Here is a 13,515-nt window from a genome sequence, read left to right as displayed (position 1 = left end):
GCGACCACTATACACACGATGTATACACCGTGTGTATTCCTCGGATGGCCTGACGGGCAACCGCCGTGGCGCCTACAGTGGTGGGGTGACTGGTCTGACTGTCGGCTGGGATCACGACGTCGAGCTGCTGCTCGACTTCCTGAACACTCGACACGTACTGGACAGTGAAGCCTCCTGGCGCGCGTGGGTGACCGAACGCGGCCTCGGGCGGAGCGGGGACATCGCACAGGCGCGCGCCGCGAGAGCAGCACTGCGGTCGTCGATCGAGGGGTCGTCAGGGCCGCAGACCGCGGCCGGCGTGGTCCACGTCGAGCTGACCGACGGCGTGCCGATGCTCGCGAGCAGCGACGCCATCGGTGCCGTGCTCGCCGCCTCTGCCCGCCTGGCCGTGCTCGGGTCGTGGGAACGGCTCAAGATCTGCCCCGCTGACGACTGCCTGCGCGCGTTCTTCGACCGCTCCCGCAACCGCTCGCGGACCTGGTGCTCGATGCGGGTCTGCGGCAACCGGGAGAAGGCGAGGACGTTCCGAAAACGCTCGCGCGCCTCTCAGAACAGCACGTTGGCCACGGTGTAGATCACCAGGCCGGCCAGCGCGCCGACCACGGTGCCGTTGATCCGGATGAACTGCAGGTCCCTGCCGACCTGCAGCTCGATCTTGCGCGAGGTCTCCTCCGCGTCCCACCGCTCAACCGTGTCCGTGATCAGCGTGGTGATCTCCGCGCGGTAGTTGCTGACGACGTACCCGGCGGCCTGCTCCAGCCAGCCGTCGACCTTCGCGCGCAGCTCGGGGTCGTCGGTGAGGTTGGTGCCGAGCGTGATGAGGCCCTGCGTGACGCGCCTGCGCAGCTCGCTGGACGGGTCCTCGGCGGCGTCGAGCAGCATCTTCTTGGCCGTGCCCCAGGCGCTGCTGATCAGCTTCTGCACGTCCGGGTGGTTGATCACCTGCTGCTTGACCTGCTCGGCGCGCTGCATCGTGCCGGGGTCGGTCTGCATGTCGGAGGAGAACTCGATCAGGAACTGGTCGACGGCGAGCCGCATCGGGTGGTTGACGTCGGTCTTGACCGCCCACGCGAAGTTGACCAGCTCGGTGTAGACCTTGTCGCCGAGCATCGAGTCGACGAACTTCGGCGACCAGGCGGGCGCCCGGTCCGTGACGATCAGGCTGACCTTGTCGTAGTTGTCGCGCACCCACTCGTAGGCGCGGTCGCACATCAGGTCGACGAGCTTGTGGTGCGCGCCGTCGGTGAGCACCTGGCCGAGCAGCTTGCCCAGCGGCGGACCCCACGGCTTGGCGGTGACGCGTTTGACGATCGCGTGCTCCACCACTGCCTGGACCTCTTCGTCCTTGAGCACGGTGATCGCGCCCTTGAGGACGTTCGCGAGCTCGTTGGTGACGCGCTCGGCGTTCTCCGGCTGTTTCACCCACGCACCGGCGCGCTCGGCGATGCCTGCTCTCCTGAGCTTGTCCTGGACGATCTCCGGGCTCAGGAAGTTGACGCCCACGAAGTCGCCGAGCGTCTTGCCGAACATGTTCTTGCGGGTCGGGATGATCGCCGTGTGCGGGATCGGCAGGCCGAGCGGCCTGCGGAACAGCGCGGTCACGGCGAACCAGTCGGCGAGCGCGCCGACCATCCCGGCCTCGGCGGCGGCTCTCACGTAGCCGACCCAGGCGCCCTCGAAGGCGTGGGTGGCGAAGAAGATGACCGTCGCGCCCACGAGGAAGCTCGCGGCGACAACCTTCATCTTGCGCAGGTCGGTGCGCTTCTGCTGGTCAGCGGCGGTCAGTTGCTCCACGACACCATTGTCCGTGAAGATTCGGCGTTGTGCGGGTACCAGCGCTAGTCCCCAGGTTGCAGCCGTTCACGTCGACGATCTTCGCGGAGATGACGGCGCTGGCCGTGCGGCACGACGCGGTGAACCTCGGTCAGGGTTTCCCCGACACCGACGGTCCCGCCTCGATGCTGGCAGCGGCCCAGTCGGCGATCGCCTCCGGCGTGAACCAGTACCCACCGGGCCCCGGCATGCCGGTGCTGCGCGAGGCCATCGCCGCCCACCGGTCGCGCTACGGCACCACGTACGACCCGGACACCGAGGTCCTGGTGACGGTCGGCGCCACCGAGGCGATCGCGGCCTCGCTGCTGGCACTGGTCGAACCGGGTGACGAGGTGATCCTCGTCGAGCCGTACTACGACTCGTACGCGGCGTCGGTGGCGCTGGCGGGTGCGACTCGGGTGACCGTGGGGCTGCGCGAGGACGCTTCCGGCCGGTTGGCGCTGGACGTGGAGGCGTTGCGTGCTGCTGTGTCTCCGCGCACGCGTGCTGTGCTGGTGAACTCGCCGCACAACCCGACGGGCACCGTGTTCACGTCGGACGAGATGCGCGCTATCGCGGCGTTGTGCGTCGAGCACGACCTGCTGGCGATCACCGACGAGGTGTACGAGCACCTGGTGTTCGACGGCCGCCAGCACGTCCCGCTGGCGTCGCTGCCGGGGATGGCTGCTCGCACGCTGTCAATCTCGGGCGCGGGCAAGACGTTCAACTGCACCGGCTGGAAGATCGGCTGGGTGTGCGGGCCCGCCGAGCTGGTCTCCGCGGTGCGGGCGGCCAAGCAGTTCATGACCTTCGTGGGCGGCGCCCCGTTCCAACCGGCCGTGGCGCACGCGCTGACCACCGAGCTTGACTGGGTGACCTCGCTGCGCGACTCGCTGGCCTCGAAGCGGGCCAGGCTGGCCGAGGGCCTGCGGGCAGCGGGCTTCGAGGTGCGGTCGTCGGAGGGCACGTACTTCATCTGCGCCGACGTCCGGCCGCTGGGCCACACCGACGGCCTGGCGCTGTGCCGCGACCTGCCGGCCAGGATCGGCGTCGCCGCGGTGCCCGTGCAGGTCTTCACCGACCGGCCCGCCGAGTGGCAGCACCTGATCCGGTTCGCGTTCTGCAAGCAGGACGCGGTGATCGACGAGGCCGTGGAGAGGCTCCACAAGCTGTAGTTGTCCACAAGTGTGGATGAGTTCTTCCACAACTGTGGACAAACCCACTTTCGGGTGACGCGCGGAGCCGGTGCCGCTGGGTTCGACTCCAAATGGCATGAAGACGAACACCGAGGTTGTCACCGCCGCCGTCGTCGGCCTGTCCGGCTGGGACGCACTCGTCGAACGCTACTCCCGGCTGGTCTGGTCGGTGCCCAGATCGTTCCGCCTGAGCCACACCGACGCCGCCGACGTCTACCAGTGCACCTGGCTCAGCCTGGCCGAACACCTCCACCGACTGCGAGATCCAGAAGCTCTGGCGGCCTGGCTCGTTCGTACCGCCACCCGCCAGAGCATCAACGTCCTGCGCCTGCGCGGCCGCGAGGTTCCGCCCGACCGCTGGGAGCCCGAGTCCACGCTGCCCACCCCCGAGGACGTGGCGATCGGAAGCGACCGGGCACGGCGGCTGTGGGCGGCGCTGACGACGTTGAACGAGCGGTGCCAGCGGCTGCTGAGGATCGCTGCCCACAGCCCCGAGCTGAGTTATGCACAGGTTGCGGATGCCCTGGGGATGAAGGTGGGGAGCGTCGGGTCGACGCGGAGCCGGTGCCTGGCGGCGCTGCGGGTGAAGCTGGAGGCGTCGCGATGAGGAACGCCACCGCCACAGCCGCTGACGCGCTCGTCGACCAGTTCCGCTCCGCCACCGCTGCTCGCCATCGCGGCCCTGGCCCCGGCTCCGGCTCCGGCCCGGAGGCTGGTTCCAGCGGCACGGCCCATCAGTCCGGCACCGGCTCGTCGGCCCTGCATGAACCAGCGTCCACGGCCTGCTTCTCCCCGCCGGTCCCCTCGATCGACGTGCTCGACCACGTCGACCACCCGCCGATGTCCGCGCACCAGGCCGCACTCCTCTCCCTCCTCGCCGACCTGCTCGGCCGCGCAGACCACCCGCCACACCTCCACCCGGCCCACTCGCCGGACTGCACATCCGTCCAGTTCCTGTTCCACGCGGGAGGCTCGCGATGAGGGATCCGCTGCTCGACGAGATCGCCGACCTCTTCGGCCCCGACGCGCCACCGGCCGCCATCACCCCTGCCCCGACCGGTCTCGACCCCATGACCGCCGTCGACGAACCGGTCCGCGGCCCCTCCCGCCAGCTCGTCTTCCACGTCGGGGTCGGCCGGATGTACCTGCAGCTCGACGGCCCGCACCTGACAGGCGTGCTCGACGACAAGAACGTCACCGTCGAGGTCCGCTCGCCCGACACCACCGTCACCCTGCAACCGGACCCGGAAGGCTGGTTCCGGGCCGAGGTCACGCCTGGACCGGTGTGCCTCTGCGTGCCCGAGCTGGGCCTCACGACGGGGTGGTTCGTCGCATGAGCGCCACCATCGACCCGCGGACCACGATCGCCGGCGTCAAGGTGCGCGGCACCAAGGCCCAGCGGGCCGACGCCCTGCACGACCTGAGCGTCGCCCACGTCGAGCTCGGGCACCTCGACGACGCCGCCAAGCTGGCCAGGCGCGGGTACCGGCTGACCGGCGAGCCGCGGTTCCTGCTCACGCTCGCCTGGGTCGACCTCGACCGCGGGCGGCGCGCCCAGAGCCTGGAGCACCTGGACCGGGCGACGCCGGGGCTCAAGGGCAACGAGCTCGCCAGGGCTCGGTGCATCAGGGGGTTGCACCTGTGCCAGGCGAACGACCCGCGGCCGGCGATGGCCGAGCTGACCGCGGTGATCCGGGACCTGCGCCGGTACGACGACCAGCGGTGGCTGGCCAACGCGTTGGTCGGCAGAGGGATCGCGCGTTGTCATGCGTTGCGGCTGAAGGACGCCGAGGCGGACTTCACGGCGGCCGAGCAGGCGTTGCAGCGGATCGGGGAGACCGGGCGGATGGCGATGTGCTTGCACAACAAGGGGTTCGTGGCCATGTTGGCCGGGGACCTGCCGCTCGCGCTCACACGGTACGAGGCGGCGGCGCGGGCCGGGCTGGACTCGACGAGCCGGCCGGAGGCGTTGGTGGACCGGGCGGAGGCGCTGCTCGCGGCCGGGCTCGACGAGGAGGCGCGGCGGGTGGTGGAGGCGGCGCTCGGTTTGTTGAAGCGGTGCAACCGGAAGTCGCCGGAGGCGGTGTTGCTGGGGCGCGGTGTGCGCTGCGGGCGGGGACGTCGAGTCGGCGCTGCGGTTGTACCGGAAGGCGGGGCGGCCGGACGGTGAGCTGATGCTGGCCAAGGGCGAGGTTGATGTGGTTGCGGCGCAACGGTTTCGCGGGCCCGCGCGGACCAGGGCGCTGGGGTGGCTCGCGCAGGCCAGGCGGTCGGACCGGCGGGGTGCGCTGGCGGCGTGCCGGGCCGGGCTGCGGGTTCTCGACGAGGACGGGGCCGGGCTCAGCAACGAGTGGGTGCGCAGGGAGCTGACCGGGGTCGCGCTCGACCTGGCGCGGACGCCGCACGAGCTGGTCCAGTGGGCTGAGAAGCACCGGAGGCGGTACCCGTCGCCGTTGCCGCCCAACGATCCCGGGCTCGCCGCCGCACTGTCGAGGTTGCGCCGGGCGAGGGTGTTCGGCGGGCCGGTCGAGGCGTTGGAACGGGACATCCGCCGGCTCACGGTCGCCGCCGAGCCACGTACTCAGTCGGGCGAACACGTGCCGAAGAGCCTGCCGATGGTCAGCTTCATCGTCCACAGAGGACGAATGCTCGCCGTGAGCGGCGAGAGGACCAGAACCGTCGAAGAGCCGGAAGCGCTCGTCCGAGCGGCGAGGCTGGCGTTGCGCGCGGGCAGGACCATCGAGAACGACCTGCTGCCGGACGAGGACGAGGTCGTCGTGATCCCGGACGGCGTCCTGCACGACATGCCGTGGGCAGCGCTCAGACCGAGGGTCCACGTGCTGCCGGGACTCGACCGCTGGCGGCCACCACGGCACAACGACCGCAGGGTGTGGGTCACCGGTCCTGACCTCGCCCACGACGAAGTGGCCGCACTGCAACGAGAACACGGCGGCGAGACGATCAAGCCCACCGTGGAGGGCGCGCTCCGAGGACTCGAAGGTGCCGGCATCGCCCACATCGCCGCACACGGGCGCGTGAACGCGGAGAACCCGCTGTTCTCCTACCTGGAGCTCGAGGACGGCCCGCTCTACGGCTACGACATCGCCCGCATGGCCGACCCGCCCGACACGGTCGTCCTCTCCGCCTGCGAGTCACGCCTGGCCAGGGCCTTCCTCGACGCCGGCACGCGCGCGGTGGTCGCGAGCGTCCTCCCCGTCCCGGACGAGCAGCTCACCAGCGCCATGACCGCGGTCCACCGGCAGATCGGCCACCCCGCCGAGGCCGCACGGGCCGTCGCCCACCTGGGCTTCAGCTGCTACGGCACCGGCACCAGGGTGGCCGCGTGCAGCGCGGCGGCGAACGACGTGCCCGTGCACAGCGACTGCGCCGTGCCGACCGTGGCGGGGACGTCCACGCCGTCGGCGACCACGTCGACCCACGGGCCGTGACCGGAGAACGGGTCGGAGGTGCCGACGGCGACCACCGACGGCAGCGCGGCCGGCCACCACGGGCGGGACGAGCCGCCGTTGCCCGCGGCCGCCACGACGTTGCCTCCGCAGCGAGCGAGCACGGGTGGGCAGGCGTCGTCGAACGTGTAGGTGCCGGACGACACGAGCACCACCGGCAACGAGCGGGTGGCGCGCAGGGCGGCGGCGAGGACCAGGTCGGAGCCGAAGCCGGACGGCGTGAGGACGGGGAACGGGCGCACGGTCGCACCGTGGTGCCGCAGCACACCGGCGACAAGCGCGCCGTGCGATGCGTCGAGAGGGGTGTCCAGCAACGCCACGGCCCCCTCCCCACGCAACGACGGCAGGTGACCGCCGATGACCGGGCGCGAGGTGCCGATCATGATCGGACAGGCCAGGTGGACGTGGTGCGGAGCCGCGCCGACGTCCTTCGCGATCTGCACGGCGCGCAGGGCGTGTGCGGGTCTCAGATGCACCCGAATGGCTTCCGCGGTGATCTCCTCATGGGAGCAGACACCTCGCAAACGCTTGCGCACAGTGGGTGCATCCTCCGGGAGCACGACCAGTTCGCCCGAACGGACCAAACACTCGTTTGGGCCGCCAGGATCGTGCACGTGCACTGGGCCGAGGGCCTCAGACGCGTGATCGACCAGCTCAGAGAGGCTCTTGACCTGCTTCGGTGCGTCCACAACGGACACCATCCCGCGCGGTGACGCGGTCCACAGGGGACCGAGGCGCAATGTCACTCGATCCGATGACGACACAGAGGGTGTTCACGCCTGATCACCGCAACCCGGACAGCCGCACGTGTCCGCCCTTCCGTGTGGTTTGCGGCGAGTTGGTTCGAAAAGTCACTCACCAGTGCTAGACATAGCTCAACGTCGACCTCCGACGGCGCTGTGCGTTGGCGGTGACCTGAACGGTGGACGGTGGTGATCCTGTGGCCGGTGGTGGAGCTGTCGCACTGCTGCTGCGGGCTGCTGCCCTCGGCGGGTTCACGGCCGCGGCCTGGCTGCTGAGCGGGTCCCCCGCCTCCGCCACGCCCGGCGTCACCGAAGCGCCGCCCGCCGTCGAGATCACGGTCGAGGCCCCCGCGATGCTCGCACCGGTCGCCTCAGCCACTCCCGAAGCCGTTCCCGAGCCGTCGGCCACGCCGGACTCCGAGACCACGCCGGACTCCGAGACCACGCCGGACCCGCAGCACACGCCGGACCCCGGGACGCAGTCCGAGGCGCCGGAACCGCTCCAGGACCCGGCCGACGTCCCGCTGGTGCTCGTGACACCGCTCGGCACCCCGAGCCTCGCCGACGACCCCGCCGGCTGGGCCACCGCGTTCACCACGTCCTTCGCCGAGCACCACGAGCCGATCAAGCACGTCCCGGCCCCTGTGATCATCCCGCCGCGCGAACCGGAAGCCCCCGCCGACGAGGACGACCAGGACCACGGGCCGGTGCTCGACTTCACCGGCGGCAACCAGGGCAACCACCGGTCCGGCACCGTCTCGAACAAGGCGCCGCCCGAGGTGCTCAAGGCCAAGGCCCAGGCCCGCGCCGCGCGACTGGCCGCCAAGGCCGCCGCCGAGCTCCCGCCACCGCAGCCGCACCGGCACCGGCACCCGTCACGGCCAAGAAGGTCGTGCCGCAGCTGCCGGCGCCCCTCGTCCTCACCACGCCCAGACCGACCCGGTGGGCAGCCCGACCTCACCTGGACCGAGCCCGGCCAGGACGCGCCCGTTCCGGCGCCCCAGCCCGCCCCGGTCACCGCGACGGCCTCCGCGTCGTCGAGCCACACCGACAACTCCGGCGGCGCGCGCGGCGCGCTGACGGTGCTGACGTCGCGCAACGAGCTGTTCCCGCCGGCCACGTGGTCGGTGGACGAACGTCGCGACGGTCGGTCTCCCGGCAGCCTTCCCGGCCTGCCGAGCACGTCACCCGACTGAGTCGACCAGGACCAGTCTGCCCTCTGCGCGATTCGTGACCGTCTCGTTCCGTCGCGCCAGTAACTCCTCCTCGTATTTCCCGTTGTACGCAAGGAACCCAGTCTTCCTGACCTGCCAACCGCGCCCTGGCAGGTCGGGTCTGGTCCGAGTGCCGCGCTGCCCCCGCAGCCTCGGACCACACGGGAAACCTGCGGACGGGGGACGCCAATCCCTGGGACGTCCCCCGCCGCAGGCCACCCGTTGGCAAGTTCGTCGGCCCGGTCTCCACCGCTGTGGGAGACCGGGCCGACGTGTCTCACGCCACCGGCACCGCCAGCTCGGCATCTGCCAAAAATCCAGTACCCGCAACGGATGTAGCAACCACACCCAAACGGCCGATCGCTTCGCGCAGCACTTCGGACGACTGCGTGTACGGCACCCGGAGCATCTGCTCGCAGCCGCCGTGCACCGCCCACCGGGGGCCGGGGACGAGCCGCAGGCCGTGGTTCTGCGCCACCACCGCGATCCGGGTGCTCATCGGCGCGTCGAGCGTGCACCACAGGCCGAGCCCGCCGGACGGCACCTTGAAGCTCCACTGTGGACAGTGTTGGGCCAGTGCCTCCACCGCGACGTCCCGCTGGGCGGCGAATTCCAGTCGGCGTTGCCGCAGAACGGGTTCCGCATCCTTCAGCAGCTCGCTCAGCACCAGCTGCTCGAACACCGGCGTCCCGAGGTCGATCGCCGCCCGCGTGGACACCAGCCGGTGCACGATCTCCGCCGACGCCCGGATCCACCCGACGCGCAGCCCACCCCAGTGCGACTTGCTCGCGGACCCCAGCGTCACCACCAGGTCCCCGCCGAACGCCGCCATCGGCAACGGCATCGGCTCGTCGGTCAGCGACAGCTCGACCAGCGTCTCGTCCACGACCACCGGCGTGTGCGCCTTCCGCAGCACGGCGGCAAGTGCTTCCCTCCCCGCGGAGGAGAGCAGTGAGCCGGTCGGGTTCTGGAAGTCCGGGATCAGGTAGGCCAACCGGGGGCCGGCCTGCCTCAGCGCCGCCTCGTAGGCGTCGACCTCCCAGCCGTCGTCGGTCATGGGCACCGGTACCGGCACCGCCGACGCCGCCCGCACCGCCTCCAGCGCGTTGGGGTAGGTCGGCTGCTCCACCAGCACCCGGTCGCCCGGCCCGGCGAACAGGCGCAACGCGAGCGCCCACGCGTGCTGCGCGCCGGAGGTGACCACGACCTGGTCCGCGGACGTCGGCAGCCCCCGCGCGGTGTACCTGTCGGCGATCGCCTGCCGCAGCTGGGGCAGCCCGCGCTCGTGGTACCCGTGTGACACCAGGTGCTGTGGCATCTGGGTCAGCGCCGCCGCCATCGCCTGGGCGAGGCCGGGGTGGGCCGGCGGCGCGCACCGGGTCAGGTCGATCAACGTGTCGTCGCCGCCGAGGATGCCACCCCCGCCCCCGACCGGGCCGTTGATCCACGACCCCGCGCCCCGCCGGGACGCCACCAGCCCCTCGTCGCGCAGCTGGTCGAGCGCGGTCGTGATCGTGGTGCGGCTCACCGGGAGCACGTCGGTCAGCTCGCGCTCGGAGGGCAGCCGGGTGCCGACCGGCAACCGGCCGTCCGCCACGAGCAGCCGGATCGCGGCGGCGAGGTCGGCGGACCCCTGCCGCGCGCCGTTCTTGCGCCAGGACCCGAGCAGCCGGACCAGTCGCACACCCGATATCCGTCCACCTGGTGGGAGCATGAGGCCAATTATCCGGAATTGGCTATGGATTACCAGGCCAATCGAAGCTCAGTATGGCCACATGGCTTCGCTCACCGCACTCCACCAGGTCCCCGTGACCGTCGCACCCGTCCGCCGACTCCCCCAGCTCGTGGCAGGGCTGTGGCTCTACGGCGCGAGCATGGCCATGCAGATCCGCGCGACCCTCGGACTGAACCCGTGGGACGTGCTGCACGAGGGCCTCACCGAACGCACCGGGCTGAGCTTCGGCCTCATCACCGCGATCACCGGCGTGGCCGTCCTGCTGCTGTGGATCCCGCTCCGGCAGAGACCGGGTGTCGGCACGATCGCGAACGTCCTCGTGATCGCCGTGAGCGTCGACGCGACCCTCGCGATCCTGCCCACCCCGCAGGGACTTCTGCCCCGGATCATCTTCCTGGTGCTCGGCATCGTGCTGAACGCGGTCGCGTTCGCCGCCTACGTGGGCTCCCGGCTCGGACCGGGCCCGCGCGACGGCATGGTGACCGGGTTCTGCCGCCGCACGGGCCTGTCCCTGCGCGTGGCCCGCACCGGCATCGAGCTGCTGGTGCTCGGCACCGGCTGGCTGCTCGGCGGCACCGTCGGCATCGGCACGGTCCTGTACGCGCTCGGGATCGGCCCGCTGTCGCAGCTGTTCCTGCCGCACCTCACCTGGCGCGAGCGCTCACAGCCCGCTTCCTGATCTCCGCGTAGTCGACCCCGCGCTCGGCCAGCACCTCGGCCACGATTCCCCCGCCCTGCAGCAGCGCCAGCAGGACGTGCTCGCTACCCAGGTAGTTGTGGCCGAGGTCGCGGGACTCGCGCAGGCTGTTCTCCAGCGCCTTCTTGCACGCGGCCTCGAGCGGCATGCCGAACCACCGCCGCCGCGGACCGGGCCGCAGCACGCCCCTGCCGAGCGACTGCTCGACCGAGTCGATCACCTGGTCGACGTCGATCCCCAAGCCCCGCAAGGCATCGGCGTCGGCCTTGGTCAGCCCGCCCTTGCGCCGGTACTCGCGGAACTCCGCCTCCAGCTCGGCCCGCGGCAGGTCGAACCCGGCCAGCACCGGCGCGTCGAGCAACGCCAGCAGCAGGTGTTCCACGCCCACCTCGCCGGCGTGCACGTCCTCCGCGTTCCTGACCGCCTGCTTCACGGCCTCGCGCGCTTCCTTCGTGAACCGCTCCGCGATCATCATCGTCCCCCGTGCTTCTTGTGCACCGCCTGGCGGGACACCCCGAGCTCCGCCGCGATGTCCTGCCACGACCAGCCTTGGGCCCGCGCACTGCGGACCTGGGCCGCTTCCAGGTGTTCGAGCAGTCGCCGCAACGCGCTCACGGCGCGCAACCCGATCTTCGGGTCGCGGTCACCGGCCGCTGTGGCGAGATCCGTCGCCTCTGTCATGCTGTCAACGTACGTTGACAACACGGATCCGTCAACCAACGTTGACACGTACGGTGGGCTCGTGATGATCGAGACCGCCGAACAGGGTGCTCCTGGGCGCATCACCGAAGACCGGATCCGCGTGCTGCCGAACGCGGTCGTGGTGCTCGACGGCGTCACGTCCCGCACGAGGCCGCCTGACCGCAACGGCGGCTGGTACGCCTCGAAGCTCGCCGACGAGCTCGCCCGGTTGATGGACGCGGACACCCCGTTGACCGAGCTTCTGACCCAAGCGATCGAGAACCTCGTCGCCGCACACGGTCTCGTCCGCGGCGACTCACCGGCCGCGACCGCCGCGATGGTGCGGTGGGACGACAAGACGGTCGACGCGCTCGTCCTGTGCGACACCCCGGTTGTCGCGTTCGGACGGACGACGGAGGTGGTCGAGGACACCCGGCTGGCCGACCTCCGGCCGGACCCGGACATCCTGCGGTGGAAGAACAAGCCGGGCGGCTACTGGGTCGCGGAGGCCGATCCCGAGGCGGGCCGGCAGGCGTTGACCGCCACCTGGGACCGCGAGTCGATCGAGAAGGTGGTCGTCGCCACCGACGGTGTCTCCTGTGGAGTGTCCGAGTACGGACTGTTCTCGTGGGAGGAGCTCGCGGAGCTCCCCCTGGGTGAGGTGCTCCGCCGAATCCGGGAAGCGGAACGCGGCGATTCGGAACACGAGCGGTGGCCCCGCTACAAAACGCACGACGATCAGGCGATCGCCCGCATCACCGCATAAACGAAAGAAGCCCCGCGATCACCGCGGGGCTTCTTTCGAAGAAGGATGGCCAGGGGCGGGGTCGAACCGCCGACCTACCGCTTTTCAGGCGGTCGCTCGTACCAACTGAGCTACCTGGCCATGAGAAAAGAAAGCGACCCAGACGGGACTCGAACCCGCGACCTTCGCCGTGACAGGGCGACGCGCTAACCAACTGCGCCACTGGGCCTTGCTCTTGCTGTCTTGCAGATCGTACCTTACTGCATCTTCTAGCTTTACTGCGTGCCCCCAACGGGATTCGAACCCGCGCGACCGCCTTGAAAGGGCGGGATCCTAGGCCGCTAGATGATGGGGACTAGCTGGTCTCTGGAAGCATCGTAAGCATATGGCATAGGTCCGCGCACCTCCAAAACGGGGGTCCCACTTGTGGCCTGACCTGCCCAAACGGTTCGCAGAAGGCCGCGAGGAGAGTTCGCTCGCAGATCTTCGCGAAGCCCTCCGGAACGACAAAGGCCAGCTCAAGGCCCGGATCGGGGGTGAACGGCGGGTGCACCGGCCGTGTCGAACGATCTTGTGTGACCTGGGCAACTCATCGACGGTCGTCGGCGGCGCTCAGCCAAGCGTCGTTCGCGACGGAGGGCAGCACCAGCGCGAGCAGCTCGCGCACCCGGCCGGGGAAGTCGGCGCAGCCGGTCGTCGCCGAGGAGATCAACCGGGCGCCGAGCGTGGCACCGGAGAGCGCCCGCGCGACCGCGTCCGGGTCGACACCCTCGCGGAGGTGACCGCGGGCCCCGGCTTCCGCCACGTAGGCGGAGACCATCTTCTCCCACATCAGGTGCGCGTTCGGCACGCCCGGATAACCGACCTCGCGGTCGGCGATGAGCCGCACGCCCGCGCGCAGCACGACGTCGTCCGCCATCCGGTCGGCGGACTCGCTGATCATGCCGATGAGCGTGTGCAACGGGTCGAGCTCGCGCCCGTGCCACCGTTGCCGCAGCTCGACCCACAGGTCGTGCTGGTACTCGATCAGCGCGCCCGCGACGGCTTCCTTGGACGCGAAGTGGAAGTAGAACGCGCCCTTGGTCAGCCCGGCGCGCGTGAGCACGGCCGTCAACGACGTGCGGTCGTAGCCGACCAGGTCGAACTCCCGCGCCGCGGCGCGCAGGATCGCCTCCCGTGTCGCGTACGCCCGGTCCTGCTGGGGCATGGCTCCCAGGTTAGGCCG

The 13,515-nt window shown here is 70.7% G+C and carries 15 protein-coding genes and 3 tRNA genes; 10 read left to right on the top strand and 8 right to left on the bottom strand.

Annotated features, from left to right (window positions below):
- Positions 1-85: 85 nt before the first annotated feature.
- Positions 86-574 (top strand): CGNR zinc finger domain-containing protein, encoded by a 489-nt coding sequence (locus tag BBK82_RS16565; protein WP_237048223.1) that lies wholly within the window; start codon positions 86-88, stop codon positions 572-574.
- On the opposite strand, the gene BBK82_RS16560 is transcribed toward BBK82_RS16565, so the two are convergent.
- Complete coding sequence (locus BBK82_RS16560; protein WP_065915819.1) at positions 547-1,794, bottom strand: DUF445 domain-containing protein; 1,248 nt, start codon at positions 1,792-1,794, stop codon at positions 547-549. The two genes, BBK82_RS16565 and BBK82_RS16560, sit on opposite strands and share 28 nt — an antisense overlap.
- Positions 1,795-1,823: 29 nt before the next feature.
- Between BBK82_RS16560 and BBK82_RS16555 the strand changes: the two genes are divergently transcribed.
- The 7 genes from BBK82_RS16555 to BBK82_RS16520 all read left to right on the top strand — a co-directional run bounded on the left by BBK82_RS16555 (position 1,824) and on the right by BBK82_RS16520 (position 8,414).
- The gene (locus BBK82_RS16555) at positions 1,824-2,987 is read left to right on the top strand and encodes a pyridoxal phosphate-dependent aminotransferase (protein ID WP_065915818.1); all 1,164 of its coding nucleotides are present in this window, start codon (positions 1,824-1,826) and stop codon (positions 2,985-2,987) included.
- 97 nt (positions 2,988-3,084) lie between these two features.
- Positions 3,085-3,615 carry an RNA polymerase sigma factor gene (locus BBK82_RS16550; protein ID WP_065915817.1) on the top strand — a complete coding sequence of 177 codons (531 nt, stop codon included), beginning with the start codon at positions 3,085-3,087 and terminating at the stop codon, positions 3,613-3,615.
- A complete protein-coding gene (locus BBK82_RS16545) occupies positions 3,612-3,989 on the top strand; it encodes a hypothetical protein (protein ID WP_065915816.1) in 378 nt (125 codons plus the stop codon). Before BBK82_RS16550 ends, BBK82_RS16545 begins: the two co-directional genes overlap by 4 nt.
- Positions 3,986-4,345 carry a hypothetical protein gene (locus tag BBK82_RS16540; RefSeq protein WP_065915815.1) on the top strand — a complete coding sequence of 120 codons (360 nt, stop codon included), beginning with the start codon at positions 3,986-3,988 and terminating at the stop codon, positions 4,343-4,345. The genes BBK82_RS16545 and BBK82_RS16540 overlap by 4 nt, the downstream gene beginning before the upstream one ends.
- Positions 4,342-5,178, top strand: coding sequence for a tetratricopeptide repeat protein (locus BBK82_RS16535; RefSeq protein WP_065915814.1), 837 nt, complete (start codon positions 4,342-4,344; stop codon positions 5,176-5,178). The genes BBK82_RS16540 and BBK82_RS16535 overlap by 4 nt, the downstream gene beginning before the upstream one ends.
- On the top strand, positions 5,108-6,457 hold the full coding sequence (locus tag BBK82_RS16530) for a CHAT domain-containing protein (RefSeq protein WP_065915813.1): 1,350 nt from the start codon (positions 5,108-5,110) through the stop codon (positions 6,455-6,457). Before BBK82_RS16535 ends, BBK82_RS16530 begins: the two co-directional genes overlap by 71 nt.
- 958 nt (positions 6,458-7,415) lie before the next feature.
- Positions 7,416-8,414, top strand: coding sequence for a hypothetical protein (locus BBK82_RS16520; RefSeq protein WP_065915811.1), 999 nt, complete (start codon positions 7,416-7,418; stop codon positions 8,412-8,414).
- Positions 8,415-8,709: 295 nt separating this feature from the next.
- Here the strand turns inward: BBK82_RS16520 and yczR are convergent, their stop codons facing one another.
- The gene (yczR, locus tag BBK82_RS16515; protein WP_472368300.1) at positions 8,710-10,116 is read right to left on the bottom strand and encodes a MocR-like transcription factor YczR; all 1,407 of its coding nucleotides are present in this window, start codon (positions 10,114-10,116) and stop codon (positions 8,710-8,712) included.
- Positions 10,117-10,207: 91 nt separating this feature from the next.
- On the opposite strand from yczR, the gene yczE reads away from it, so the two are divergent.
- Positions 10,208-10,846 (top strand): membrane protein YczE, encoded by a 639-nt coding sequence (gene yczE, locus BBK82_RS16510; protein WP_065915809.1) that lies wholly within the window; start codon positions 10,208-10,210, stop codon positions 10,844-10,846.
- On the opposite strand, the gene BBK82_RS16505 is transcribed toward yczE, so the two are convergent.
- Positions 10,812-11,339 (bottom strand): Clp protease N-terminal domain-containing protein, encoded by a 528-nt coding sequence (locus BBK82_RS16505; RefSeq protein WP_237048222.1) that lies wholly within the window; start codon positions 11,337-11,339, stop codon positions 10,812-10,814. The genes yczE and BBK82_RS16505 overlap by 35 nt on opposite strands.
- Positions 11,336-11,545: a helix-turn-helix domain-containing protein gene (locus BBK82_RS16500; RefSeq protein WP_065915808.1), complete on the bottom strand. Its 210-nt coding sequence runs from the start codon at positions 11,543-11,545 to the stop codon at positions 11,336-11,338. The genes BBK82_RS16505 and BBK82_RS16500 overlap by 4 nt, the downstream gene beginning before the upstream one ends.
- Before the next feature lie 64 nt (positions 11,546-11,609).
- On the opposite strand from BBK82_RS16500, the gene BBK82_RS16495 reads away from it, so the two are divergent.
- Positions 11,610-12,311 carry a protein phosphatase 2C domain-containing protein gene (locus tag BBK82_RS16495; RefSeq protein WP_065921121.1) on the top strand — a complete coding sequence of 234 codons (702 nt, stop codon included), beginning with the start codon at positions 11,610-11,612 and terminating at the stop codon, positions 12,309-12,311.
- 46 nt (positions 12,312-12,357) lie between these two features.
- Here BBK82_RS16495 and BBK82_RS16490 read toward each other — a convergent pair.
- From BBK82_RS16490 to BBK82_RS16475, 4 genes are all read right to left on the bottom strand, one after another.
- A tRNA-Phe gene (locus BBK82_RS16490) sits at positions 12,358-12,431 on the bottom strand.
- 14 nt (positions 12,432-12,445) lie between these two features.
- Positions 12,446-12,519, bottom strand: a tRNA-Asp gene (locus BBK82_RS16485).
- Between the two features lie 54 nt (positions 12,520-12,573).
- Positions 12,574-12,646, bottom strand: a tRNA-Glu gene (locus tag BBK82_RS16480).
- Between the two features lie 233 nt (positions 12,647-12,879).
- The gene (locus BBK82_RS16475; protein WP_065915807.1) at positions 12,880-13,497 is read right to left on the bottom strand and encodes a ScbR family autoregulator-binding transcription factor; all 618 of its coding nucleotides are present in this window, start codon (positions 13,495-13,497) and stop codon (positions 12,880-12,882) included.
- Positions 13,498-13,515 lie beyond the last annotated feature (18 nt).

Origin of the sequence: Lentzea guizhouensis, assembly GCF_001701025.1 — a bacterium.
GTDB lineage: Bacteria > Actinomycetota > Actinomycetes > Mycobacteriales > Pseudonocardiaceae > Lentzea > Lentzea guizhouensis.
Note: the sequence above shows the minus strand (reverse complement) of the source record. Positions and strands in the feature narration are given on the sequence as shown.

What these genes read in the sequence shown, in the direction of transcription:
- BBK82_RS16550 (WP_065915817.1), top strand. Translation starts at nt 3,085, where the DNA reads ATGAAGACGAACACCGAGGTTGTCACCGCCGCCGTCGTCGGCCTGTCC.
- BBK82_RS16545 (WP_065915816.1), top strand. Translation starts at nt 3,612, where the DNA reads ATGAGGAACGCCACCGCCACAGCCGCTGACGCGCTCGTCGACCAGTTC.
- BBK82_RS16540 (WP_065915815.1), top strand. Translation starts at nt 3,986, where the DNA reads ATGAGGGATCCGCTGCTCGACGAGATCGCCGACCTCTTCGGCCCCGAC.
- BBK82_RS16535 (WP_065915814.1), top strand. Translation starts at nt 4,342, where the DNA reads ATGAGCGCCACCATCGACCCGCGGACCACGATCGCCGGCGTCAAGGTG.
- yczE (WP_065915809.1), top strand. Translation starts at nt 10,208, where the DNA reads ATGGCTTCGCTCACCGCACTCCACCAGGTCCCCGTGACCGTCGCACCC.
- BBK82_RS16505 (WP_237048222.1), bottom strand. Translation starts at nt 11,339, where the DNA reads ATGATGATCGCGGAGCGGTTCACGAAGGAAGCGCGCGAGGCCGTGAAG.
- BBK82_RS16500 (WP_065915808.1), bottom strand. Translation starts at nt 11,545, where the DNA reads ATGACAGAGGCGACGGATCTCGCCACAGCGGCCGGTGACCGCGACCCG.
- BBK82_RS16495 (WP_065921121.1), top strand. Translation starts at nt 11,610, where the DNA reads ATGATCGAGACCGCCGAACAGGGTGCTCCTGGGCGCATCACCGAAGAC.
- BBK82_RS16475 (WP_065915807.1), bottom strand. Translation starts at nt 13,497, where the DNA reads ATGCCCCAGCAGGACCGGGCGTACGCGACACGGGAGGCGATCCTGCGC.